Origin of the sequence: Haladaptatus sp. DJG-WS-42 (assembly GCF_037198285.1) — an archaeon.
GTDB lineage: Archaea > Halobacteriota > Halobacteria > Halobacteriales > Halococcaceae > QDMS2.
This window is the reverse complement of record NZ_CP147243.1, coordinates 1252564-1272275: the sequence shown is the minus strand read 5'-3', so window position 1 is coordinate 1272275 and position 19712 is coordinate 1252564. Positions and strand designations below refer to the sequence as shown.

22 protein-coding genes are annotated in these 19712 nt (G+C 61.7%); 6 read left to right on the top strand and 16 right to left on the bottom strand.

Annotated features, from left to right (window positions below; genetic code table 11):
* The first annotated feature begins 72 nt into the window (after nucleotides 1-72).
* Nucleotides 73-1239, top strand: a complete 1167-nt coding sequence (locus V5N47_RS07015) for a PQQ-binding-like beta-propeller repeat protein (RefSeq protein WP_338730158.1) — start codon at nucleotides 73-75, stop codon at nucleotides 1237-1239.
* Nucleotides 1240-1247: 8 nt separating this feature from the next.
* On the opposite strand, the gene V5N47_RS07010 is transcribed toward V5N47_RS07015, so the two are convergent.
* The 6 genes from V5N47_RS07010 to V5N47_RS06985 all read right to left on the bottom strand — a co-directional run bounded on the left by V5N47_RS07010 (nucleotide 1248) and on the right by V5N47_RS06985 (nucleotide 7457).
* Nucleotides 1248-1964, bottom strand: coding sequence for an NAD(P)-binding domain-containing protein (locus tag V5N47_RS07010; RefSeq protein WP_338730360.1), 717 nt, complete (start codon nucleotides 1962-1964; stop codon nucleotides 1248-1250).
* Between the two features lie 59 nt (nucleotides 1965-2023).
* Nucleotides 2024-3115 (bottom strand): aminopeptidase, encoded by a 1092-nt coding sequence (locus V5N47_RS07005; RefSeq protein WP_338730157.1) that lies wholly within the window; start codon nucleotides 3113-3115, stop codon nucleotides 2024-2026.
* 178 nt (nucleotides 3116-3293) lie between these two features.
* Nucleotides 3294-5384 carry a (Fe-S)-binding protein gene (locus tag V5N47_RS07000; RefSeq protein ID WP_338730156.1) on the bottom strand — a complete coding sequence of 697 codons (2091 nt, stop codon included), beginning with the start codon at nucleotides 5382-5384 and terminating at the stop codon, nucleotides 3294-3296.
* A 95-nt stretch (nucleotides 5385-5479) separates the two neighbouring features.
* Nucleotides 5480-6184 carry an energy-coupling factor transporter transmembrane protein EcfT gene (locus V5N47_RS06995; RefSeq protein WP_338730155.1) on the bottom strand — a complete coding sequence of 235 codons (705 nt, stop codon included), beginning with the start codon at nucleotides 6182-6184 and terminating at the stop codon, nucleotides 5480-5482.
* The gene (locus V5N47_RS06990; protein WP_338730154.1) at nucleotides 6178-6879 is read right to left on the bottom strand and encodes an ABC transporter ATP-binding protein; all 702 of its coding nucleotides are present in this window, start codon (nucleotides 6877-6879) and stop codon (nucleotides 6178-6180) included. Before V5N47_RS06990 ends, V5N47_RS06995 begins: the two co-directional genes overlap by 7 nt.
* Nucleotides 6876-7457 (bottom strand): biotin transporter BioY, encoded by a 582-nt coding sequence (locus V5N47_RS06985; protein ID WP_338730153.1) that lies wholly within the window; start codon nucleotides 7455-7457, stop codon nucleotides 6876-6878. Before V5N47_RS06985 ends, V5N47_RS06990 begins: the two co-directional genes overlap by 4 nt.
* Before the next feature lie 136 nt (nucleotides 7458-7593).
* Here V5N47_RS06985 and V5N47_RS06980 point away from each other — a divergent pair, with 136 nt between their 5' ends.
* Together V5N47_RS06980 and V5N47_RS06975 are read left to right on the top strand one after the other, a co-directional pair.
* Nucleotides 7594-8184, top strand: coding sequence for a conditioned medium-induced protein 4 (locus tag V5N47_RS06980; protein ID WP_338730152.1), 591 nt, complete (start codon nucleotides 7594-7596; stop codon nucleotides 8182-8184).
* Nucleotides 8185-8397: 213 nt separating this feature from the next.
* Nucleotides 8398-9042 (top strand): hypothetical protein, encoded by a 645-nt coding sequence (locus V5N47_RS06975; RefSeq protein WP_338730151.1) that lies wholly within the window; start codon nucleotides 8398-8400, stop codon nucleotides 9040-9042.
* Here V5N47_RS06975 and V5N47_RS06970 read toward each other — a convergent pair.
* Genes V5N47_RS06970 through V5N47_RS06960 form a run of 3 tightly spaced genes read right to left on the bottom strand, consistent with a single transcriptional unit; the run spans nucleotide 9028 to nucleotide 10391 of the window.
* Nucleotides 9028-9621: an L-threonylcarbamoyladenylate synthase gene (locus tag V5N47_RS06970; protein ID WP_338730150.1), complete on the bottom strand. Its 594-nt coding sequence runs from the start codon at nucleotides 9619-9621 to the stop codon at nucleotides 9028-9030. The genes V5N47_RS06975 and V5N47_RS06970 overlap by 15 nt on opposite strands.
* 3 nt (nucleotides 9622-9624) lie before the next feature.
* Nucleotides 9625-10128, bottom strand: a complete 504-nt coding sequence (locus V5N47_RS06965) for a redoxin domain-containing protein (RefSeq protein WP_338730149.1) — start codon at nucleotides 10126-10128, stop codon at nucleotides 9625-9627.
* Nucleotides 10128-10391: a glutaredoxin domain-containing protein gene (locus V5N47_RS06960; protein WP_338730148.1), complete on the bottom strand. Its 264-nt coding sequence runs from the start codon at nucleotides 10389-10391 to the stop codon at nucleotides 10128-10130. Before V5N47_RS06960 ends, V5N47_RS06965 begins: the two co-directional genes overlap by 1 nt.
* Nucleotides 10392-10482: 91 nt before the next feature.
* Here V5N47_RS06960 and V5N47_RS06955 point away from each other — a divergent pair, with 91 nt between their 5' ends.
* Nucleotides 10483-11871, top strand: a complete 1389-nt coding sequence (locus V5N47_RS06955; protein ID WP_338730147.1) for a hemolysin family protein — start codon at nucleotides 10483-10485, stop codon at nucleotides 11869-11871.
* Here V5N47_RS06955 and V5N47_RS06950 read toward each other — a convergent pair.
* The 3 genes from V5N47_RS06950 to V5N47_RS06940 form a co-directional block, all read right to left on the bottom strand.
* Complete coding sequence (locus V5N47_RS06950) at nucleotides 11866-13056, bottom strand: inorganic phosphate transporter (RefSeq protein ID WP_338730146.1); 1191 nt, start codon at nucleotides 13054-13056, stop codon at nucleotides 11866-11868. The genes V5N47_RS06955 and V5N47_RS06950 overlap by 6 nt on opposite strands.
* A 134-nt stretch (nucleotides 13057-13190) precedes the next feature.
* Nucleotides 13191-13871 carry a DUF5828 family protein gene (locus tag V5N47_RS06945; RefSeq protein WP_338730145.1) on the bottom strand — a complete coding sequence of 227 codons (681 nt, stop codon included), beginning with the start codon at nucleotides 13869-13871 and terminating at the stop codon, nucleotides 13191-13193.
* A 56-nt stretch (nucleotides 13872-13927) separates the two neighbouring features.
* Complete coding sequence (locus V5N47_RS06940) at nucleotides 13928-14116, bottom strand: hypothetical protein (RefSeq protein ID WP_338730144.1); 189 nt, start codon at nucleotides 14114-14116, stop codon at nucleotides 13928-13930.
* Nucleotides 14117-14295: 179 nt separating this feature from the next.
* Between V5N47_RS06940 and V5N47_RS06935 the strand changes: the two genes are divergently transcribed.
* Nucleotides 14296-14895 carry a hypothetical protein gene (locus tag V5N47_RS06935; protein WP_338730143.1) on the top strand — a complete coding sequence of 200 codons (600 nt, stop codon included), beginning with the start codon at nucleotides 14296-14298 and terminating at the stop codon, nucleotides 14893-14895.
* A gap of 30 nt (nucleotides 14896-14925) precedes the next feature.
* On the opposite strand, the gene V5N47_RS06930 is transcribed toward V5N47_RS06935, so the two are convergent.
* The 3 genes from V5N47_RS06930 to V5N47_RS06920 form a co-directional block, all read right to left on the bottom strand.
* Nucleotides 14926-16764: a carbon starvation CstA family protein gene (locus V5N47_RS06930; protein WP_338730359.1), complete on the bottom strand. Its 1839-nt coding sequence runs from the start codon at nucleotides 16762-16764 to the stop codon at nucleotides 14926-14928.
* Nucleotides 16765-16884: 120 nt separating this feature from the next.
* On the bottom strand, nucleotides 16885-17841 hold the full coding sequence (locus tag V5N47_RS06925; protein ID WP_338730142.1) for a TRC40/GET3/ArsA family transport-energizing ATPase: 957 nt from the start codon (nucleotides 17839-17841) through the stop codon (nucleotides 16885-16887).
* A 2-nt stretch (nucleotides 17842-17843) separates the two neighbouring features.
* Nucleotides 17844-18140, bottom strand: a complete 297-nt coding sequence (locus V5N47_RS06920; RefSeq protein ID WP_338730141.1) for a hypothetical protein — start codon at nucleotides 18138-18140, stop codon at nucleotides 17844-17846.
* 103 nt (nucleotides 18141-18243) lie between these two features.
* On the opposite strand from V5N47_RS06920, the gene V5N47_RS06915 reads away from it, so the two are divergent.
* The gene (locus V5N47_RS06915; RefSeq protein WP_338730140.1) at nucleotides 18244-19467 is read left to right on the top strand and encodes a GTP-binding protein; all 1224 of its coding nucleotides are present in this window, start codon (nucleotides 18244-18246) and stop codon (nucleotides 19465-19467) included.
* Here V5N47_RS06915 and V5N47_RS06910 read toward each other — a convergent pair.
* Nucleotides 19464-19685 carry a hypothetical protein gene (locus tag V5N47_RS06910; protein ID WP_338730139.1) on the bottom strand — a complete coding sequence of 74 codons (222 nt, stop codon included), beginning with the start codon at nucleotides 19683-19685 and terminating at the stop codon, nucleotides 19464-19466. The genes V5N47_RS06915 and V5N47_RS06910 overlap by 4 nt on opposite strands.
* Nucleotides 19686-19712 lie beyond the last annotated feature (27 nt).

The following is a 19712-nucleotide window of genomic DNA, read 5'->3' as shown; positions in this document are numbered from 1 at the left end:
GGTACAGGGTCGGTGAAATCGCTCTTTGACATTTCAACAACTATTACCGACCGACCCGCAAAGCTGTCAATAATGCAACGTAGGGGGTTTCTCTCTTTGGTGGGCAGTGTTGGGGTTTGCGGGTGTGTCGGGGCGCGGACGACGTCGCCGCCGCCCGACCCGGTCGCGGAGTTTACGGCGACCGCGCCCTGGCCGATGGCTGGCTTCGGGCCGTCGGGAACCGGACAGAATCCTGCATCCGACCCCATGCAGAACCAAGCGGAGGCGTGGCAGCACCACCTCGCGCCGAAGACGGGCGGTTCGGTCACCCCGCACATCGTCACCGACACGGACACCGTGTACGCCGCCGCTGCCTCGCGGGTGACGGCGCTTTCTGCGCCCGGCGGCGGCCAGCTCTGGTCGCGCGACTTTTCGCACAAAACAGTGAGTGGCCTCGCGGTCACCGAAGACGGCCTCCTCGTGACGGCGAGCGGGCCGTCCGGCCCACGACTTGCGAAGTTCGACAACGCGACCGGCGACACCCGCTGGACGAACTTTCTCGACAGCGCCGCCCACGGTCCACCGGTCGTCACCGACGACCGAATTGTGGTGCTCACGGCGGCCCCAAACGGCGGCGTGTCGTCGTTTAGCCACGACGGCGACCGCCAGTGGACAACGTCCATCGTCGCGCGAACCGACGGGCCGCGCGCGGCGCTCCACGACGGCTCGGTGTTCGTCGCAGACGGCGGCGAACTTGCCTCGCTTGCGGCAGCGACCGGCGAGATTCGCTGGCGGCGTCGGCTTTCTGCCCCGCTCACTCGGCCGCCCGTCGTGGCGAACGGTCGCGTCTACGCCACCACCGCGAGTGGCCTCAGCGTGTTTGAAACCGATAGCACTCGCGTGTGGGAGCGCACCCTCGGTGAGAAAATCGGCCTCTCGTGTCCGTGCGTGACCGCAGACGCCGTCACCGTTGCGGACGCCACTGGCCGCGTGACCGGCCTCGACGCAGCGTCAGGTGACTTGCAGTGGCGGTCGTTTCTCAACGGTGGCGTCTCCTCACCGCTTGTCGCCGCCAATCAGACCGTTGCGCTCACAACCGAACACGGCTTGCTCATCGGCCTCGAAGCCGGGTCGACCCGCTGGACGCGCGAACTCGCGCTGCGCGAGCGTCTCTCTGCCCCACTCCGGGCAACGCTCGCCCCCGCCCACGACCGACTCTACGTGGCGCTCAACGACGGCTGGCTCTACGCGCTCGGGTAGTTGGCGAGCTACTTCACGACCGTAAAGGCGTGCATGTAGGTGTCGAGTTTGCTTCCGACTCGCACCCAAAGCGGAACGAGCGCTTCGAGATAGCGCGCCGCGGTGATGTCGCCCACGTCGAACGCGCCGGGCCAGCCGAGTTCTTTGAGTAACGCGTCGGTCTCTGCTTTCGCCGCTTCGTCGTTCCCGCAGATGAACATTTTCGGCGGTTCGGCTTCGAACACCGGGTCTATCATCTGGGCGTTTGTGACCGTGTTGAAGCATTTGACGACGTGCGCATCGGAGAGCTTTGCTTGAATCCGCTCGCCGAGTGAGTCCTGTGCACCTGTGAACAGGTGGGGTGGCATTCCTGCAGAGAAGTCGAGTGGGTTCGTCGCGTCGAGGACGAGTTTGCCCGCGAACGGCTCGGGACCAGCCATCGCAAGGGCGTTCTCTGCACCTTCGCCGTTCAGCGCGAGCACGACGATATCGCCAAACGCAGTCGCCTCTGCGAAGGAACCGACCGAGCCAGCATCGTCTACCGCTTCGACCCATTCGCCCAGTTTATCGGGGCTTCGCGTGCCGAGCATGACTTCGTAGCCGTGGGCCGCAAACCCTCGGCCGAGCGCCTGTCCAACGTCCCCACTCCCGAGTATCCCGACTCGTTTCCCTGCCATGCTAGAGGAAGGTGTCTGTGAGAGATAAGGCCGCCTCGCAGCCGTCGAAGCCGTCTTCGAATCTTCAATTCACTGCGGCTGCGAGACGCTACATGTCTCGCCCGCCCCGAAAACCGCGTTGCGTGTGGCTATTCTTCGAAGCCGTCTTCGAAAATGAACGTCCCGTTGCGCTGGATGACCTCGCCGTCGACCTTGATGAATGAGTCCTCGCTCATGTCCACAATCATGTCAGTGTGCACCACCGAATCGTTCTGCTCGTTGCCCTCGCCAACGGTGTCGTCGTAGGCGCGACCGACGGCCATGTGGACGGTGTCGCCCATCTTTTCGTCGAACAGCATGTTGTAGGTGAACCGGTCGATGTCCCGGTTCATTCCAATTCCTAACTCCCCAAGCCGACGCGCCCCGTCGTCGGTTTCGAGGAGCGATTCGAGTACGTCCTCGTTCTTCTCGGCGGAGAACTCGACGACTTCGCCGCCTTCAAATTTGAGCCACGCGCCGTTGACTTCCCGACCCTGCACCATCACGGGCTTGTCGAACAGGACTTCGCCTTCGACGGAGTCGGGGACGGGCGCGGTGAACACTTCGCCGCCGGGCATGTTGTGCATCCCCGAGTCGTTGAGCACGAGGTTGCCTTTGATGGACATGGTCACGTCCGTCGTGTCGCCGGATTTGATGTGGACTTCGTCCGCATCTTCGAGCAGTTCGACCAGTTGCGCTTGGTGTTCCTCGACGGCGTCCCAATCTTTGTTGACCGCGCTGAAGACGAAGTCTTCGTAGGCGTCGGTGCTCATCTCTGCTTTCTGTGCGCCCGCCGCCGTCGGGAACTGCGTAAGATTCCAGCGTTTCGCTAAGTAGGCCTCCTGGATATCGCGGTTCTCGGCCGCTCGCTTCTGGTTTTTCTTCGGTGGGACGTCGCTTTGCTCGTTCATGTTCGACTGCCCGCGGATGGCGATAAACACGTCCGCGGCCTCGATTCCCGCGAGCGCCATCTCGTTTAGCGTGATGTCGTCTTCGTCGACCGCTCGCATGTAGGCCCGTGTCGCTCGCTCACTGCTTATTTTGACCTCTGTGGTCGCGCCGATTTCACCACACAGTTCCGAGACGGCGACGATGAGGTCTTCTGACTCGGGAGAGCCAGTGATGATGACGTTGTCACCCTGTTCGACGCCCGTCGAGTGATTCACGATAACCTCTGCTTGCTCACGAATGCGAGGATCCATGTCTGCATATGCGAACAGCGTTCACTTAAAAATCAGCAGAACAACCTTTCTGTAAGCAATCGAACAACGAGAGCGGGGTTAGTGGTCTACAGGTTCGCTTTGTCCATGCACCTTTTTTGTGCGAGACGCATACCGCTCGCACAAAAAATCTGCACCAAAAAACGACGCGACGGGTGTTCTACAGGTTCGCTTTGTCCATCGCACCGAGCGCCTCGACGACGAGTTCGGAGATGTCCACGACGTCGATGTCGTCTTCGTAATCGCCGGTCTTGCGGCCGTCTTCGTACATCGTCATGCACATCGGACAGGCGACGACGAACTTTTCGACCGCACTGCCGGTGTCTGTGTCCTCAAGCGCTTCGCGGATGCGCTCTTCGCTCGGCTTTGCGGTCTCTTCGAAGTCCATCCAGAGACCACCGCCACCGCCACCACAACAGAACGAGTTGCTGCGGTTTCGCGGCATCTCATCGAGCATGACGCCCGTCGCGCGGATGACCTCGCGGGGTGCTTCGTACTCGTCGTTGTACCGGCCGAGGTGACACGGGTCGTGGTACGTGACGGTGTAGTCGAGTTCCGTTCCACGAAGGCCGAGCGTACCGGAGTTCACGAGTTCTTCGACAACCTGCGTGTAGTGGTAGACTTCGCCGCCCCAGCCGAAGTCCGGGTACTCGTTTTTGAACGTGTTGTAGGAGTGCGGGTCGGTACAGACGACCTTCTCGAAGTCACACTCCTCGAAGGCGGCGATGTTGTCCTCGGTGAGCATCTCGTAGAGGCCTTCCTCACCGACCCGGCGCACGTCGTTGCCGTCGTTCTGCTCGTCGTCGTAGAGAATGCCGAAGCTCACGCCGGATTCGTGGAAGATGGTCGCGAGTGCGCGGGCGACGCGCTTGTTGCGCTCGTCGTAGCTCGGGTAGTCGCCGACGTACCAGAGATATTCAACAGCCTCCTCGCGCGCGTCCGGAATCTCGAAGTCCAACTGGTCGGTCCAGTCTGCGCGCTTTCGCTGTGGGTCACCGAAGGAGTTGCCGTTCGAGAAGATGTTCATCATCGCCTCTTGGACGTTCTCGTCCATCTGGCCGGACTCGGTGAGCCGCCGGTTCATCTCCGTAAAGGAAGACAGGTGCTCGATTTCGACCGGGCAGGCGTCCATGCAGGCCATGCAGGCCATGCACGATTCCATCGTGTGGCTGTCGATGACGCTCGTGCCGCCGTCTGCGATAATCGGCATCTCTTCGGTGCGACCTGCATCCAGCCCTTCACGGTAGGATTTCAGGTCGAGAATCACGTCGCGTGGGTCGAGTGGGCGACCGGATGCTTTTGCCGGACAGACCGACGAACAGCGGCCACATTTCGTACAGGCGTCCTGGTCGAGAATCTGCTTCCACGAGAAGTCGTCAATCGAAGATGCGCCAATTTCGTCCGGGCTGGCGTCTGCGGGCACGCCGGGGAGGCGTTTGCCGGCCATTTCGTCGCGGGTGACGACGTTTGCGAAACTCGAAATCATGTGGAACGGCTTCGCGTACGGCACGGCGGCGACGAACACGAGCGCGAGCAGCGCGTGGCTCCACCACGTAATCGGGTAGAACGAGAGCGCCATCTCGGGCGTCATGCCCGCGACTCTGAGCACGTCTGCGACAAACCAGCCGACGAAGCTCACGGTTTCGAACTCGGGGAAGTCCTGTGCGAGGATGCGCACCCCCTCGGTGAGGTAGCCACCGACGCCGAGCAAGAAGAGGGTCCAGATGAAGAGGTCATCTTCGAGCGAGGTGTGTTTGCCCCAGAGCCGGTCGGTACGGAGGGCGTAGCGCCGATACAGCGCCATGCCGATACCGACGACGAAGAGGAAGCCAAGGGCGTCCATCACGAGCGAGTAGGAGAGATAAAACTCGTTTACGAAGAACGAGGGCTGGCCAAGCACCTTCGTCCAGATGTCCATGTCGATGGCGAGAATTGTCGTCCCGATGAGCAGCGTCAGAAAGCCCCACATGATGAAGGCGTGCATCACGCCGCCGTAGAGGTCTCTGTTGAACTGTTTCTCGTTCGAGCCGACGATTTTCACGGCGCTCACGATGCGGCCGGGCAGGTCGTCGAGGCGCTCGAACCAGTCGTCCGTACCTCGGCTGTAGCGGGCAAAGCGGTCGTAGACGCCGTAGAGGAAAACGGCGACGACGACGGCGGCCAGATAGTAGAACAGCACCTCACCGACTGGGCTGATCTGCCAAAACGTCGGCCGCGTCTGCGTCGCTCCCGCCTGAAGGAGGAGTGTCATCTATAATCACCGTGGAACAATACGCGCTTAAGTCTTGTCACCGACGCAAGCCTAGCGATGGCTCCGTCTCCGTAAATATACAACTTGGTGAAAGTTCATACGAAGGCGACGGCCACCAACCCAGCCGCCGCCACCAGTCCGGGCACATCACGGCGCGCAAAGCGCAGGCGAGGGAGCGTCGGGTTCCACGCGAAACACCGCGCCCGGAGTGCCAGCGACAGCGTGTCCGCGCGCGAGAACGCCCGCGCGAGTCCAGACAGCGCGATGATGCTCGCCCGCTCTGGAATCGACCGCTGGTCGCCGAGACGCGCCTGTATCGCCATCCGCATCCGGTGAATGTCCGCGAGCAACACGGGCAGAAACCGGAACACGAGCGAGACGCCCATCCCAAGGAATTGGCCAGCTTTTCCGGGAATCACGCGCTGAATCGCCGCTCGCGAGGCGCGCGCTGGAGTCGTCCGGACGTAGGTCGCCGCGACGAGGACGATGAGCACCGCGCGATAGCTGGCGAGTGTGGGGCCAGTCGCTTCTGCAATCGAGAACCACGGCGGGCCAAGCACCAGTCCTTCGAGAATTGGCGCGAACACGAGCACTGCGAGGACGATGCGCAACTCACGCAGCGCGGCGAGAAGCGGCGTCTTCGACACCCAGAGTGAAACGCCCGCGACGCCCGACAGCGCGGCCAATCCTGCGGGTGTTGTGTGGGCGAACGCCGCGACCGCAAACGCGAGTTGGAACGCTAACTTGGTTCGCGGGTCGAGCGCGTGGGCGACCGACTCGCCGGGTTCGTACGTCAACATGGCGGGCGAACGCCGAGGTCGGGCAGCGCGTCGAGCACCTCGTCAGGTGTCCCGGAAACACCAACACAGCCATCGCTCATCACCACGACGCGGTCTGCGAGCGAAAACACGTCGCGCAGGTCGTGGGTCACGACGATGATGCCCGTCCCGGAGTCCTGCAGCGATTCGAGTCGCGCGAGCACGGACTGGCGAGCGGGTTCGTCGAGGCCGGTAAACGGTTCGTCGAGGACGAGGAAATCAGGTTCCATCGCAAGCGCGCCCGCGATGGCGACGCGCTCTTGTTCGCCACCCGACAGCCGGTCGATGCGCTCGCGTTCTCGGCCTGCCATGTTCACCGCCGCGAGCGCGGCTTCGACGCGTCGGTCGATTTCGTCGTGTGCGAGTCCCAGATTCTCCGGCCCGAAGCGCACATCTTCGCCAACCGTCGCGGCGACGAAGCCGTCGCGCGGGTCTTGGAACACCATGCCAACGGCGACGCGTGCGGCGACGAGGTCTTCTTGCACGGAAACGCCGTTCACGAGGACGGTTCCCTCGTCTGGTTCGAGCAGGCCGTTCAGGTGACGCACGAGCGTCGTTTTGCCAGAGCCGTTCGGCCCGGCGAGAATGAGACATTCACCATCGGCAATCGAGAGCGAGACGTCGTCTACAGCGGCGACACCGGCGTAGCGGTGGACGAGACCGTCAACCGCAATCATGCAGCGACGAGGCGGTCACTCCGAACGATTGCCACGGCTGCGGCGATTTTCAGCAGCTCACCAGGGATGAACACGAGCGCACCCGCCGTGAGCGCCGCCATTGCGCCGAGGTCTGCAATCACGATGAGACCAAGGACGCCAAGCCCGTAGATGACGGCCGTCCCGACGAGGAGGCCGACCACCATCTGCGGAACCGGAAGCTCCTCGGCTGGCTTGATTTCGAGGCCGCCGTGGGCGATGAAGCCGATGATGACGGCCGCGAACAGGTACGACCAGAGGTAGCCTGCGGTGCTCCCGAACAGGTGGCCAACGCCCGCCGCACCGCCCTGGAACACGGGTGCGCCAACCGCTCCGGCAAGCAAGTAGAGTGCCATCGACGCGCCACCCCAGACGGGGCCGAGCAGGAGTCCGGCGAGGAACACGCCGAGCACCTGCATCGAAAACGGCACGCTCGAAAACGGAATTGGGAACGAAATGTACGCGAATGCGCCCGTCAACGCGGCCATCAGCGCTGCCCGCGCCACGTTCAGTACGACTTCGTCACCAACGAGGTTCACATCGCTCGTATCGACACTCATCTGCACTCACCCGGAAGTTCAACTGCAAACATCATCTCTCCCCTTCCCGTCAACCACAGTTAATCCTTCGGTTGACGAGCTGGCTCGCCAACAGCTATTTACCCTTCCACGGTCTCAGATTCTCGGTATCGCAGCTATGGACGAAAAAACAGAATCCCTCCGAGATCTCTTCCTCTCGGTCGCAGGTGACACCACCGTGACCGAACAGCAGGAAGCGAGCCGCGGGTCGCTCACGTCGAAAACAGGGGTGAGAAAACGTCTCACCGCCATCATCGACAAAATGCGTGAGCGCTACGCGTTCACGACAGAACTTCCGGACGCGAAACTCGCCACGCTTGTGGAAGCCTACTATGACGATGCAGCCGACGAGGACATCGCCACCATGCTCGACGTGACGCCAGCAACGGTTTTCGACGCGCGCATGGACCTCCATCTCGTCCGCGACAGCGACCTCGACGCCGATATTGACCTCGACGCGCTGCGCTCCGCACTCGCAGACGACACTCCCGTTACGACCATCGCCGCCGACCTCGACACCGACGACGCCACGATTCGACGCGCCACCCGCGTCATCAAAACCCAAGCTGAACGCCGCCGCGTCAGCGACCGTTTCGTGACTGACTTCGAAGAAATCCTTGATGCCATCAGCACCTCAATGACCAAATCCACCCGCGAAACCGGCCTCAAAGACGCGACTGAGGGGATGGAGTCGAACGTTTCCTTCTAACGCATCTTTTTACGCTTCGGGTGCGCTTCGCGCACCGCTCCGCGCAAAAACACGCCTGAAAAAGGCCGACCGCTCGCTTCGCTCGCGATCGGATGCAACGCTTGCTGGCTACCGCAACCGCACAGCACCGCATAACTTCATTTTCTGACTACTTTAGCGACCGCACTGCCCTCACCCTGAAGTTTATATCCGATTCCGGAACCAGCGCAGGCTGTGCCGACGTTCCGAGATCTCGCCATCGCCGCCTACTGCCCGCGTCAGTTGTACTACGAGCGTCGAGAAGACGACCGGTCGCCGCCGCCCGAGGTTGCTGATAAACGGAAACTGGCTTTCCAGTATCCTGAATTGTTGGAGGCAAGCAGCCTCCCAGACGAAATTCCCGTGACGCCCACCCAGTTTCGAACGAATCTGCACTGTGCCCGTGCGCGCTTCGACCGGTTCGAGGAGTTAGCAGCCCCACCAACAGAGATGGTCTCTCTCGAGGGGAAAGACGTTCGCGGCGTCGCACACAAAGTTCTTGACAACCCGCCGGTTCCCTCTCTCGTATTCACTGGATCGCCGCCACCAGAGGGCGTCTGGCATCCCCAAACCGTCCACGCCGTCGCCGCCGCGAAGGCACTCTCGTGGGAGCGCAAAACACCAGTCGAACGCGCGTTCGTTGAATTTCCAACCCACGGCATCGTCCGCGAGGTGCGTCTAACGACTCGCAAAAAGGCAGCCTACCGTCGGGCACTTCGAACTGTCCGAGCGTTAGACGGGCCGCCGCCCCGCCTCAAAAACCGCGAGAAGTGTGGCGCGTGTGACTTTCGCACCAAATGCGGGGTGAAAACGCGCTCGTTGCGCTCACTGCTCTCCTAGCCACGCTTCGATGTCGTCGGCCCAGGTGCCCCGGCGGTGGATGACGCCCGCTTCCACGTCGACCACGGTGCTTTCGGTGCCGCGGGTTTCGCCCGCGTCGAGGACGACGGCCACGGCCTCGCGGAGTTCCGGGTCGATGTCTTCGATGACGTGGGCGCTCGGCTGGCCGCTAATGTTCGCGCTCGTCGCGGTCACTGGCTCGACTTTGCCCAAGAGCGAGAGCGCCACCTCGTGGTCGGGAATCCGAATCCCGACCTTGTCGAGGCCGCCCGTGAGCGCGTCTGGAACCACCGGCTTCCGCTCAACGATGACCGTCACCGGTCCCGGCAGGAACTCCTCCATGAACCGGCGTTCGCGGTCGGTCGGCGTGGTGTAGGCGAGTGCCGTCTCCACGTCGGGAACGCCGAGCGAGAGTGGCTTGTCCCGTGAGCGTCCCTTTAGCTTGAAAACCTGATTGATGGCGGCCGGGTCGAGTGCGTCTGCGCCGAGCCCGTACACGGTTTCAGTCGGGAAAATGACCGCGTCACCGTCGTGGATGGCACGTGCGGCACGCTCGAGGTCTGCGTCGCTGACTGCCATTGCTCAGTTTGAGATGACTTCTTCGACGGCGTCGTACTCGGGGAAGTCTGGCCACTCGGAGGCGACCCACGCGAAGTCGACGGTGCCGTCTTCGTCGATGCGGAAGATGGCTGGCCGGGGCTCTTCGATGCCCGACATCCCGTCTAGGTCGTTCACGATGCCGTAGGCCTCTGCGACCTCGTTTGCGGGGTCTGAGAAAAGCTGGTAGTCCATCTCGCGCTCTGCGATGAACGTCTTGTGTTCGTAGGGTGAGGAGATGGAGAGGCCAACGACCTGCAGGTGGTCGCCCCACTGGCGGTCACGAATCTGGTTCCAAATGTAGGTCGACGGGAACGCGCCGTCCATCGTGTGGAAGACGAGCAATACGGGGCCGTCTTCGAGCAGCTCAGAGAGTGCTACGTCCTCCCAGAACTCTTCGTTTACGAGCGGGCGCGTGAAATCAGGGGCGTCGTCGCCCACGTCCACATGGTCCGTCTCGGGAAGTTCGACGACGTCGAAGTCGACCATTAGGCCGCCTCCTCGCCGTAGACGCGGTCGAGATATGCGACGATGTTTGCGCTCTCAGACATGGTGACGCCCGTGTTCTCGTCAACGATGGCGGGGACGGTTCGCTTCCCGCTGATGCGCTTTACGACGTTGCGGTCTGCGTGCATTGCCTCGACGAACCGCGACTCGTATTCGACGTCGTAGTCTTGCAACTTTCGCACCACGCGCTCGCAGTACGGACAGGCCTGCAAGCGGTAGAGCGTAATCGATGGTGTGTCTGACATACCCGCCCTTCGGGAGACACGCCAAAGAGCGCTTCGCTCAACTGTGGCATGACAACTCTTAATCCCGCACACCATCAATAGCGACACGTTAATGGGTATATCTGCGGCTACGACGCCACTTGTCGCATCTTCTCCCGTCCCCCTCGACGTCGAGGTGTTCGGGTTGCAAGTGGCCGATGGGACCTTCATCGGTCTCGGCGTTGTAGCAATCATCGGGCTCATCGCGCTGTCTGCATTCTTCTCCTCGTCGGAGATTGCAATGTTCTCACTCGCCGCCCACCGCGTCGAGTCAATGGTCGAAGACGGCAAGCCGGGTGCGAACGTCCTGAAGGATCTGAAAGATGACCCCCACCGGTTGTTAGTCACAATTCTCGTTGGCAACAACATCGCCAACATCGCCATGTCATCGATTGCGACGGGGCTGTTGGCGTTGCTCGGCTTTTCGGGCGGCGAGTCGGTGATAATCGCCACCCTCGGTATCACAGCACTCGTGTTGCTGTTCGGGGAGAGCGCGCCGAAGTCCTACGCCGTCGAGAACACCGAGTCGTGGGCGCTCAAAATCGCTCGCCCGCTCAAACTCTCTGAGTACATTCTCCTCCCGTTGGTCGTCACCTTCGACTACCTCACCCGGCTGGTGAACAAGGTGACCGGCGGGCGTTCTTCGATTGAAACCTCCTACATCACTCGCCAGGAGATTCAAGACCTGCTCGAAACTGGCGAGCGTGAGGGAGTGCTCGAAGAAGAAGAACACGAAATGCTTCAGCGTATCTTCCGCTTTAACAGCACCATCGTCAAGGAGGTCATGACGCCCCGGCTTGACGTGACTGGCGTGCCGAAAGACGCCAGCCTAGAGGAGGCCATCGAAACGTGTGTCCAGAGTGGGCACGCGCGGATTCCGGTGTACGAGGGTGGCCTCGACAACATCCTCGGCGTCGTCCACATCCGCGACCTCGTTCGCGACCTGAACTACGGTGAGGGCGGCGAGAACCTCGTACTCGAAGACCTCTTAGAGCCGGTTCTCCACGTCCCCGAATCGAAGAACGTCGATGACCTGCTCGCAGAGATGCGCAAAGAGCGCATGCACATGGTCATCGTCATCGACGAGTTCGGGACGACCGAAGGGCTCGCGACGACCGAAGACATGACCGAGGAAATCGTCGGCGAGATACTCGAAAGCGAGGAAGAAGAGCCAATCGAGTTCGTAGACGAGACCACCGCACTCGTCCGCGGCGAGGTCAACATCGACGAGGTGAACGACGCCCTCGAAATCGACCTGCCCGAAGGCGAGGAGTTCGAGACCATTGCGGGGTTCATCTTCAATCGCGTGGGTCGGCTCGTCGAAGAAGGCGAGGTCATCACCTACGACGGCGTTCGCATCCAAGTCGAGAAGGTCGAGAACACGCGCATCATGAAAGCGCGTGTCTCGATTACGCCCGAGGAGGAGCAAGAGGAGACCGACCCCGAAGAAGTCTCCTCATAGGCTCGACACGGCGAAAAACAGCCCGTACCCCACGCCAAGGGCGAGGGCGAGCGATCCAATCCACGCGAGAACGGTAAACAGCATTTTTTTGCGGCTGACGCCAGCGTTCTGTGCCGCGTAGCCGCTGCCGATGATGGCGCTCACGATGATTTCGTTGAACGACACGGGAACCCCGAGGAACACCGCGACCTGAGCAATCGCAAACGACGGGATAAGCGCGGCAATTGACCGCCGCGGCCCGAGCGAGGAGTAGTCTTGGGCGAGTGCCTTAATCATGCGCGGTGCGCCGGTCCAACTGCCGAGCAGGAGGCCGAGACCGCCACCGACGAGCGTTGCGGTGAGCGGAATCGTGTAGGGTTCGAGCAGGGGGAGCATCGGGCCGATGGCGAGGCCAACCTGACTGCCGCCGGCCGAGAACGCGACGAGCCCACCGAGCGTGAGCAGGAAGTGGCGCTGGCCGCGTTCTTTGTCCCCGCGAATGTCGCGTGCGAGCAGGAGCCCCGCGGCGAGAGCCACGGCAAGCGAGACGAGGATGTGGATGAGCGGGACGCCAAAAATCGGCGGACTCGACGCTTGCTTTGCCAGCATCGCGGCGAAGGAGTCACCGAAGCCGGGCGGCCCGAAAATCGCGAACTCGACGTTTGCGAGGATGAGACCGATGAGCCCCGCAAGGACGGGGACGGCGACCTCTTCGCTGACGTTCGGATTTCTGAGCAGGCGCGCGGTGGCGTAGGCGGTCCCGCCGCCGATAAAGGGGACGAGCACCCAGAGGGTGCTGATCTGCTGGTATTTGGCCCACGCTGGATTCCCGCCCGCAGCGAGGCCGACGCCGACGACCGCGCCGGTCACCGTAAAGGCAGTGGCGATGGGATAGCCCGCGAACACGCCGATCGCGACGAGCGTCGCGGCGGTGAGCAGCGCAACCGTCGCGGCGAGCGGCGAGAGCGAGACGCCCGTGATGAGTTCTCGGCCAACGGCTTCTGAGACGTTTGCGCCCTGTAACACCGCACCTGCGAGGCCGAGCAGGCCGACGATAAATCCAGCGCGCATGACCGAGATAGCGTTCGCTCCGACGGCGGGTGCGAACGGTGTCGAGCCTGAAGAACCGGCTCCGATTGCCCAGGCCATGAAGAAACTCGCGCCACCGGCAACGACGACTGTCAGGAGTGTCCCTGCGTCGACCATCTGGGCAGGCCTACAGTCGGTGTCGGTATTACACTATCGGCTGGAACATTTCGCGCCTGTCACCGTGCCGGTGGTGATATTTCTTATGAACGTCCGGCCAACAGAATCGCCACGTCTGCGAAAAAGCAGTTCGCTCAGTTGGTCGTCGAACGCGACCGGTTCTCGGATTCGGGCGCTTCGACCCCTTCTGCGGCTTCGACCGTCTCCGTCTGTTTTTCGGTGTCGATGTGCCACCGGTCGATGGTGTCTTCGTACTCGGAGAGCAGGTCTGAGACCTGTCCTTTGACCACGTCGTCGTTTACGTTCACCTCGAAAACGAACCGTTCCTCTGACTCGAAGCGGGCGGTTTGCTGGAGGTTCGCGCTCACGAGTTCGTTGTCGAAGTAGTACGGTGCGAGTTGGGTCATGACCTTGCGGTAGACGGCGTCTTCGACCTTGCGGATGGCTTTGCGCCCCGCGGAGTCCGCCGCACGCGCGACGTAGTCGATAGATTCGTTCCACCGCCCCATCGCCTCGTCGGGGTCGTCTAACTTCTCGTAAGACTCTGAGAGCTTCTTGCCCGCGGTTTTCAGGTCGTCGTTCGGTTCTTTGCCCGCTTTTTCGCCGCGGCCTTCGCTGATGGAGGCTTGTTTTGCGGTTTTCTCGCTCACGTCCTCGTCAAGGCGTTCGTGGCTCTTTGGTCGCCATTCGTCCCACGCTTCGAAGGCGTCCCCCTCAACTCCGAGGTCGCGCAGAGCACGCGTGATGCGCTCGCCGTGTTCGACGATATCGCCCCACGACCCCCGACGTTTGAATCCGGAGATACTCTCTTCCATCGCTTAGCACAGGCCTTGGCTTGGCCAGTATAAAACGTCACCGCTGGTGTCGGTTTTCAGTTTCCGTAGGTCAGTCGCGTTGCGAGGGTATCGAGCCGCGTTTTCAGCCCCGACAGCCACGCGCCGGGCGACACTGTTTTGAGTTCTCTGTCATCGACTTCGATGCGCGCGTTGCCGAACGGATTCCGTCGCTCGCGTTCCTCGCCGTCTTTCTCCTCGGTCGTGACCGACACGACGGAACTCATCGCGCATCGACCGCAGGTTTCGACTAGTTTCCCTCCCATGGGTGTCTCTTACACGCTACTGTGGACACGGTGATGTTAACTATTGTTGTTCAGCGAACCCCAACGGGCTTTTTTAGCGTCAATGTTGTCTGCACACACATGCACACGCGAGCCGGGCTTGCGAACGACGGGAGGCGACCATGACGGACGACGCTGAGAGCGCCGACGCACCTGACGTTCCCGACTGGGAAGACGCCTACGTAGACCGGGTCAGCGACCGGCTGATGTTCAACTACGACCTCGAAAAAGACCGGCGCGTCCGCGACGAGACGTACACGCTCTACGGGCGGATGAACCTCCAGACACAGAAACAGTTTCTCCACCCTTCTATCAACTACGCCAACCACGAGTCAGAAGAACACCTGTTCGTCCAACGGCGAACGACGCTCTCGGTGGCTGATTTAGAACGCGCCGTCGAACGCGCCCACGACCTCGCAGACGAATGGATCGTCGCAGACGAGACGCATTTTGGCACGGACTTCACCTACGCATTCGTTGTCCCTGAAATCTCAGACGCCGTCCGCTCGTTTGTCGCAGACTTTAGCGACCGAACGCTCATCAAATACGGGTACTACGGCCACTACGAAATCAGCCTCATCGTCGTCGCCCCAGACCGCGAGGACATCGTCGCAAGCGAGAGCGCGGACGTAGCACAGGCGTTTTCGCTGTGGGACGATGTGGACGTGCCCGTAGAGCAGCCTGGCTTCGTCTCGCGCCTGCTTGGCCGGCTGCGGCGCTAAGCGGTCGAAAAAAGAAAAGTTTGGTTTCGGTCAGTCGTCGCTCGGTTGCTGGGCGAACGACGTCCCAGACCGGGCGCTTTTGATGTTGGTGTAGCCGATGCGGACGAGCGAGAGTGCGAGTCCAACCAGCGTGAGTGCCAACACAATCTGGACGACCGCAGAGAGTTGGGCGCTCAGTGTCGCCTCTTCCATCCACGCTTCGCTCATGAACTTCATGTAGATGTTGTCGTGGAACGCGAGCCACGAGAGCCCGAGAATCGTGATGGAGACCATCAGCGCCATCGGGACACCCGTCGAGATGAGCTGTTTGCTCTCGTCCCAGTTTGCGAGCCACACCGTTGCAGTCAGGAGCGCAAGCGCAGCGAGCAACTGGTTTGCGCCGCCGAACAGCTGCCAGAGCGTGAGCCACGACCCACTCGTAATGAGGACGTAGGCGGGCACGGTCTGGAGCACGGCGTTCGAGTAGCGATTCGAGGCGAGCGATTCGACGCTCGACTCGGGCGTGCCCACGATTTCTTCCATCATGTAGCGCCCGAGGCGCACGGCGGTGTCCGTACTGGTGAGCAGGAAGCTCACGAGCACGAGGCCCATGAACGGCGCACCGTAGGCCGCTGGGATGCCGAAGCTGGTGAGCATGATGCCACCACCAGAGGCGAAGTTTGGCAGTGCGCGGCCGATGCCGCCGCCTGCAGTCACGCCAGCGATGGCGACTGTCGAGAGCGCGACGGTTGCGAGCAGTCCTTCGCCGAGCATGCCACCGTAGCCGATGACGCGAGCGTCAGACTCTTTGTGGAGCTGTTTCGAGGTCGTCCCCGAGGAGACGAGCGAGTGGAACCCGCTGATTGTCCCACACGCGATGGTGATGAACAGCAACGGGAACAACGGTGAAACCTCGGTTGTCCCCCAGAACCCGGCGAACGCCGGAATCTGGTCGCTGATGACGAGCGGCTGGCTTGGCGTAATCGCGCCGATACCGAGCGCGCTGCCGAGCGTGCCGACGATGATGGCGAGCAGCGCACCACCGACGCCTGCGTAGAGCAGGAACGACGAGAGATAGTCACGCGGTTGGAGGAGCATCCACACGGGGAGGACGCTCGCTGCCGCGGCGTAAATCATGACGACCGGAATCCACGCCGCGACGTTTGCGTTGATGACGTTCGGAACGGGGAGTGGCCCGTCCAACAGGACGATGACGTTGCTTGGCCACGTCGCTGGCGTCTCGGCGAGCGGTGCGAGCGCGAGTGGGTATTGGATGCCGACCCAGACGCTTGCGAACACGCCAGCGACGAACACGACCGTTCCCGGGAGGAACGGCAGGTTCATCTGGTAGAGGTACACCCCGAAGATGAACGCGAGCGCGATGTACAACAGGCTCGCGGTCGCCGCCTGTGGGAAGGCGTTGAACACGATGCCGACCACGAGGGCGAACACCGCGACGACGAGGATGATGGTGAGGAAGGCGAACCAGAGCAGCATGTTCTTGCCGCGCTCGCCGACGTACTCACCGATGATGTATCCGATGGACTTCCCCTCGTGGCGGAGACTCGCCGCCAGCGAAACGAAGTCGTGGACACTGCCTAACAGTGGGTTTCCAATGGCAATCCAGAGCAGTGCTGGGAACCAACCCCAGACTGCGGCGGCGGTGATGGGGCCGACAATCGGCGCACCGCCTGCAATACTCGAATAGTGATGGCCAAGGAGCACCGGCTTTTTCGCCGGGACGTACTCCTGCCCGTCTTCGTACTTGTGTGCCGGTGTTTCACGACTGTCATCCAGATCCACGAATCGGGCGAGGTACCGCGAATAGCCCAGGTAGCCGACCGTGAACAGGATGAGTGATGTTAACACCAGCCAGATTATCTGTACCATGGTTGCGTGACTCATTCCCAACCATGGAGAAATCGTATATAAAGGTTAACTATTGTTTTGCCTAGATTGCTTATCGCTTTCTGTATAATCGCCGACGTTTACGCGCCGTTCGTTCCGGCTCTAAATTGTCACATCAATAGCTAATTTACTGGCTACGTCGGTGAGGAGGTCGCCTTTGATTTCAGAAATCCGCGTTTCGACCTCCGCGACGATGGGCGGCCCGAACACGTCATGGGCGGTTTCGAGTCGCTCGCGCTCGGTCGCCACGCGGTCGCGGAGATAGCGCGCCCCGCGCCCGTCTTCGTCGGGGCCTGGCTCCGGGGTCAGGCGGTTTGCGACGAGGCCCGCGACGAGCAGCTCTTGGCTTTCGAGCTGTTCGATGGCACGGACGCTCTCACGAATCGAGAGCTGGTCTGGGTTGAACACGAGGAAAAAGGCCGCGTCCTCTCGGAGGGTTTCGGTGGCGAACTCGAACATCTCTTTTCGCTTTTGGAGGCGGTCGATGATGGGGTCGCCGTCCATCATGCGCCGCGGTTCGTTGTTGCCAATCGCCGCCCGTTCGTACAGCTTGACGCTCTGTTTTCGCTTGAGGAGCAATCGTTGAATCCAGCCGTCGAGGAACTCGGGAAGCGAGAGCAGGCGCAGGGTGCCGCCCGTTGGCGAGGTGTCGAACACGACGCGGTCGTACGCCGGGGAGTTTCGCATCACGTCCACGAAGCGGTCGAACAGCGCCGCCTCGTACGCGCCGGGCGTCTGGTGGGCCATCTCGATCTGTCGGTCGATTTGGTTGACCATCGCCGCGCTCACCTGGTCTGAGAGCGCGCGTTTGGTCTCCATCAGGTGGCGAGACACCTCCTCGTCGGGGTCGATTTCCATGGCATCGAGGTTGGGGATGCCCTCCACTGAACTCGGCGTATCCGTAAACTGCTGGTCGAACACGTCTGAGGTGCTGTGGGCCGGGTCGGTCGAGACCAACAGCGTGTCCACGTCTGCAGTCGCACACTTGCGCGCGAACGCAGAGGAGACGGTTGTCTTGCCAACGCCGCCTTTACCGCCGAAGAAGACGAATTTGCGCATCGTTAGAAGTGGTACTGCTGACCCTTGCGTTCGAGCATCGACCCACGGTCCCACATGCGTCGCTCCCACGCCTCGAACTCGTCTTCTAAGTAGGGCAGGAGCTCTGCGGTGTAGTAGGAGATGGGGCTCGGGATGCCAAAGGCGTCGGGGAAACACGCGAGCATGAAATCGTCTTCGACGTCCTCTGCCTCCTTCTCTACGAGTTCGTAGGCCGGGTGGGCAATCATCCCGTGATACAGCCCGGCCAACCACTCTTCGAGCACCGCCCGAAACTCAGCAATCCGCTCTGCGAGTGTCATCTGTTCACAACCACCCGTTCTGTCGGATAAAACAGTGTCGCCTCTTTGCGAGGGCACTGGCACTCGGTAACACTGAAGGTGCTCCACAGGCGACGAAGCAGGCATGAACGAAGACGCCATTCCCGTCACAATTCTCTCGGGGAGCCTTGGCGCGGGGAAGACCACCTTGCTCAATCACCTGCTCCACAACGCAGGCGACCTCGACATCGCGGTGCTCGTAAACGACATGGGCGAAATCAACATCGACGCAGCGCTCGTGAGCGACACCTCCGAACTTTCTGTCGCTGACGGCGGCGTCACCGAACTCTCGAACGGCTGTATCTGCTGTGAGCTCCAAGACGACCTGAACGAAGCCGTTGTCCGCCTCGCGAAGAACCGCGATTTCGACCACCTCGTTGTCGAATCGTCCGGCATCAGCGAACCCGAACCCGTCGCCCGGCTGTTCACCACCGAATCGCGCGCGGCGGCGCTCTACGCCGTGGATTCGCTCGTCACCGTCGTTGACTCGCGGCTCTTTTTCGACGCCTTTGATGGCGCGGGCGTCCCCGAGCGCCGGGGCACTGACGACGAGGACACCCGCCCGCTCTCAGACCTGCTCGTCGAACAGGTCGAGTTCTCGAATTTGGTCGTGTTGAACAAGACCGACCTCGTCTCCGACGAGGAACTGGAAACCGTGTCGGAACTGGTTCGCGCCCTCCGCCCGGACGCCGAACTTCGCCACACGTCTCACGGCCAACTCGACCCGCACGACCTGCTCGGCCAGCGCCTTTACGACCCGCAGACGGCAGCCGAGGCCGCGGGCTGGAAGCAAGCACTCGCCGCAGACGAGGAACCCGACCACAGCCACGGACACGGCCACCACGACCACGCGCATCCCGAGGAGATGTACGGCGTCTCGTCGTTCACCTTCCGCGCGCGACAGCCGTTCCACCCGAAGCGCATCGCTGACCTGCTCTCGTCGCTTCCGCGGGGCATCATCCGCTCGAAAGGAACCTGTTGGGCCGCAGGCTGTGGCGACAACAAACTCACCTTCGGGCAGGCTGGCCCCTCCGCGCGAATCGAGGTGTCGGGGCCGTGGATTGCGAGCCTCTCGGAACTCGACCAAGAACTCTACAAGGCAAATCGCCCAAATCTCGACTGGGACGACGAGTGGGGTGACCGACGCACGGAACTCGTGTTCATCGGCACCGACCTGCAAGAAGAGACCATGCGCGAGGAACTCGAAACCTGCCTGCTCACCGACGACGAGCTAACAGCAGACTGGGATGGGTTCGAAAATCCACTCCCGAGCGAACTCGACGAACTCGTCGTGCTCGCAGCACCCTAACAGGCACACCCGGTCGAACCGGGCGAGCGCTCGAACTCCATGTCATCACCGCACGCGGGACACGATGGCGGCGTTTCACCATCGACATTCAGGTCGAGGATGCGCTCTGCACAGTCGTGACACCAGTAGGCTCCCTTCGATTCTTCGTTTCCGCCGCCGCGATTCGCCGATTGCGTTGACGCTTCGAACGTTTCTTTGAGTGTGTCGAGCAGGCCCATGACTCTGTGCTCAAAGTCGTTGTGTAT

Bases quoted from the DNA above. Each gene is read 5' to 3' on its own strand.
- V5N47_RS06910 (WP_338730139.1), bottom strand. From the start codon at position 19,685: ATGGGCCTGCTCGACACACTCAAAGAAACGTTCGAAGCGTCAACGCAA.
- V5N47_RS07005 (WP_338730157.1), bottom strand. From the start codon at position 3,115: ATGGATCCTCGCATTCGTGAGCAAGCAGAGGTTATCGTGAATCACTCG.
- V5N47_RS06950 (WP_338730146.1), bottom strand. From the start codon at position 13,056: ATGGTCGACGCAGGGACACTCCTGACAGTCGTCGTTGCCGGTGGCGCG.
- V5N47_RS06930 (WP_338730359.1), bottom strand. From the start codon at position 16,764: ATGGTACAGATAATCTGGCTGGTGTTAACATCACTCATCCTGTTCACG.
- V5N47_RS06915 (WP_338730140.1), top strand. From the start codon at position 18,244: ATGAACGAAGACGCCATTCCCGTCACAATTCTCTCGGGGAGCCTTGGC.
- V5N47_RS07000 (WP_338730156.1), bottom strand. From the start codon at position 5,384: ATGACACTCCTCCTTCAGGCGGGAGCGACGCAGACGCGGCCGACGTTT.
- V5N47_RS06960 (WP_338730148.1), bottom strand. From the start codon at position 10,391: ATGTCAGACACACCATCGATTACGCTCTACCGCTTGCAGGCCTGTCCG.
- V5N47_RS06970 (WP_338730150.1), bottom strand. From the start codon at position 9,621: ATGGCAGTCAGCGACGCAGACCTCGAGCGTGCCGCACGTGCCATCCAC.
- V5N47_RS06995 (WP_338730155.1), bottom strand. From the start codon at position 6,184: ATGTTGACGTACGAACCCGGCGAGTCGGTCGCCCACGCGCTCGACCCG.
- V5N47_RS06965 (WP_338730149.1), bottom strand. From the start codon at position 10,128: ATGGTCGACTTCGACGTCGTCGAACTTCCCGAGACGGACCATGTGGAC.
- V5N47_RS06935 (WP_338730143.1), top strand. From the start codon at position 14,296: ATGACGGACGACGCTGAGAGCGCCGACGCACCTGACGTTCCCGACTGG.
- V5N47_RS06990 (WP_338730154.1), bottom strand. From the start codon at position 6,879: ATGATTGCGGTTGACGGTCTCGTCCACCGCTACGCCGGTGTCGCCGCT.
- V5N47_RS06980 (WP_338730152.1), top strand. From the start codon at position 7,594: ATGGACGAAAAAACAGAATCCCTCCGAGATCTCTTCCTCTCGGTCGCA.
- V5N47_RS06955 (WP_338730147.1), top strand. From the start codon at position 10,483: ATGGGTATATCTGCGGCTACGACGCCACTTGTCGCATCTTCTCCCGTC.
- V5N47_RS06985 (WP_338730153.1), bottom strand. From the start codon at position 7,457: ATGAGTGTCGATACGAGCGATGTGAACCTCGTTGGTGACGAAGTCGTA.
- V5N47_RS06925 (WP_338730142.1), bottom strand. From the start codon at position 17,841: ATGCGCAAATTCGTCTTCTTCGGCGGTAAAGGCGGCGTTGGCAAGACA.
- V5N47_RS06940 (WP_338730144.1), bottom strand. From the start codon at position 14,116: ATGAGTTCCGTCGTGTCGGTCACGACCGAGGAGAAAGACGGCGAGGAA.
- V5N47_RS07015 (WP_338730158.1), top strand. From the start codon at position 73: ATGCAACGTAGGGGGTTTCTCTCTTTGGTGGGCAGTGTTGGGGTTTGC.
- V5N47_RS06920 (WP_338730141.1), bottom strand. From the start codon at position 18,140: ATGACACTCGCAGAGCGGATTGCTGAGTTTCGGGCGGTGCTCGAAGAG.
- V5N47_RS06945 (WP_338730145.1), bottom strand. From the start codon at position 13,871: ATGGAAGAGAGTATCTCCGGATTCAAACGTCGGGGGTCGTGGGGCGAT.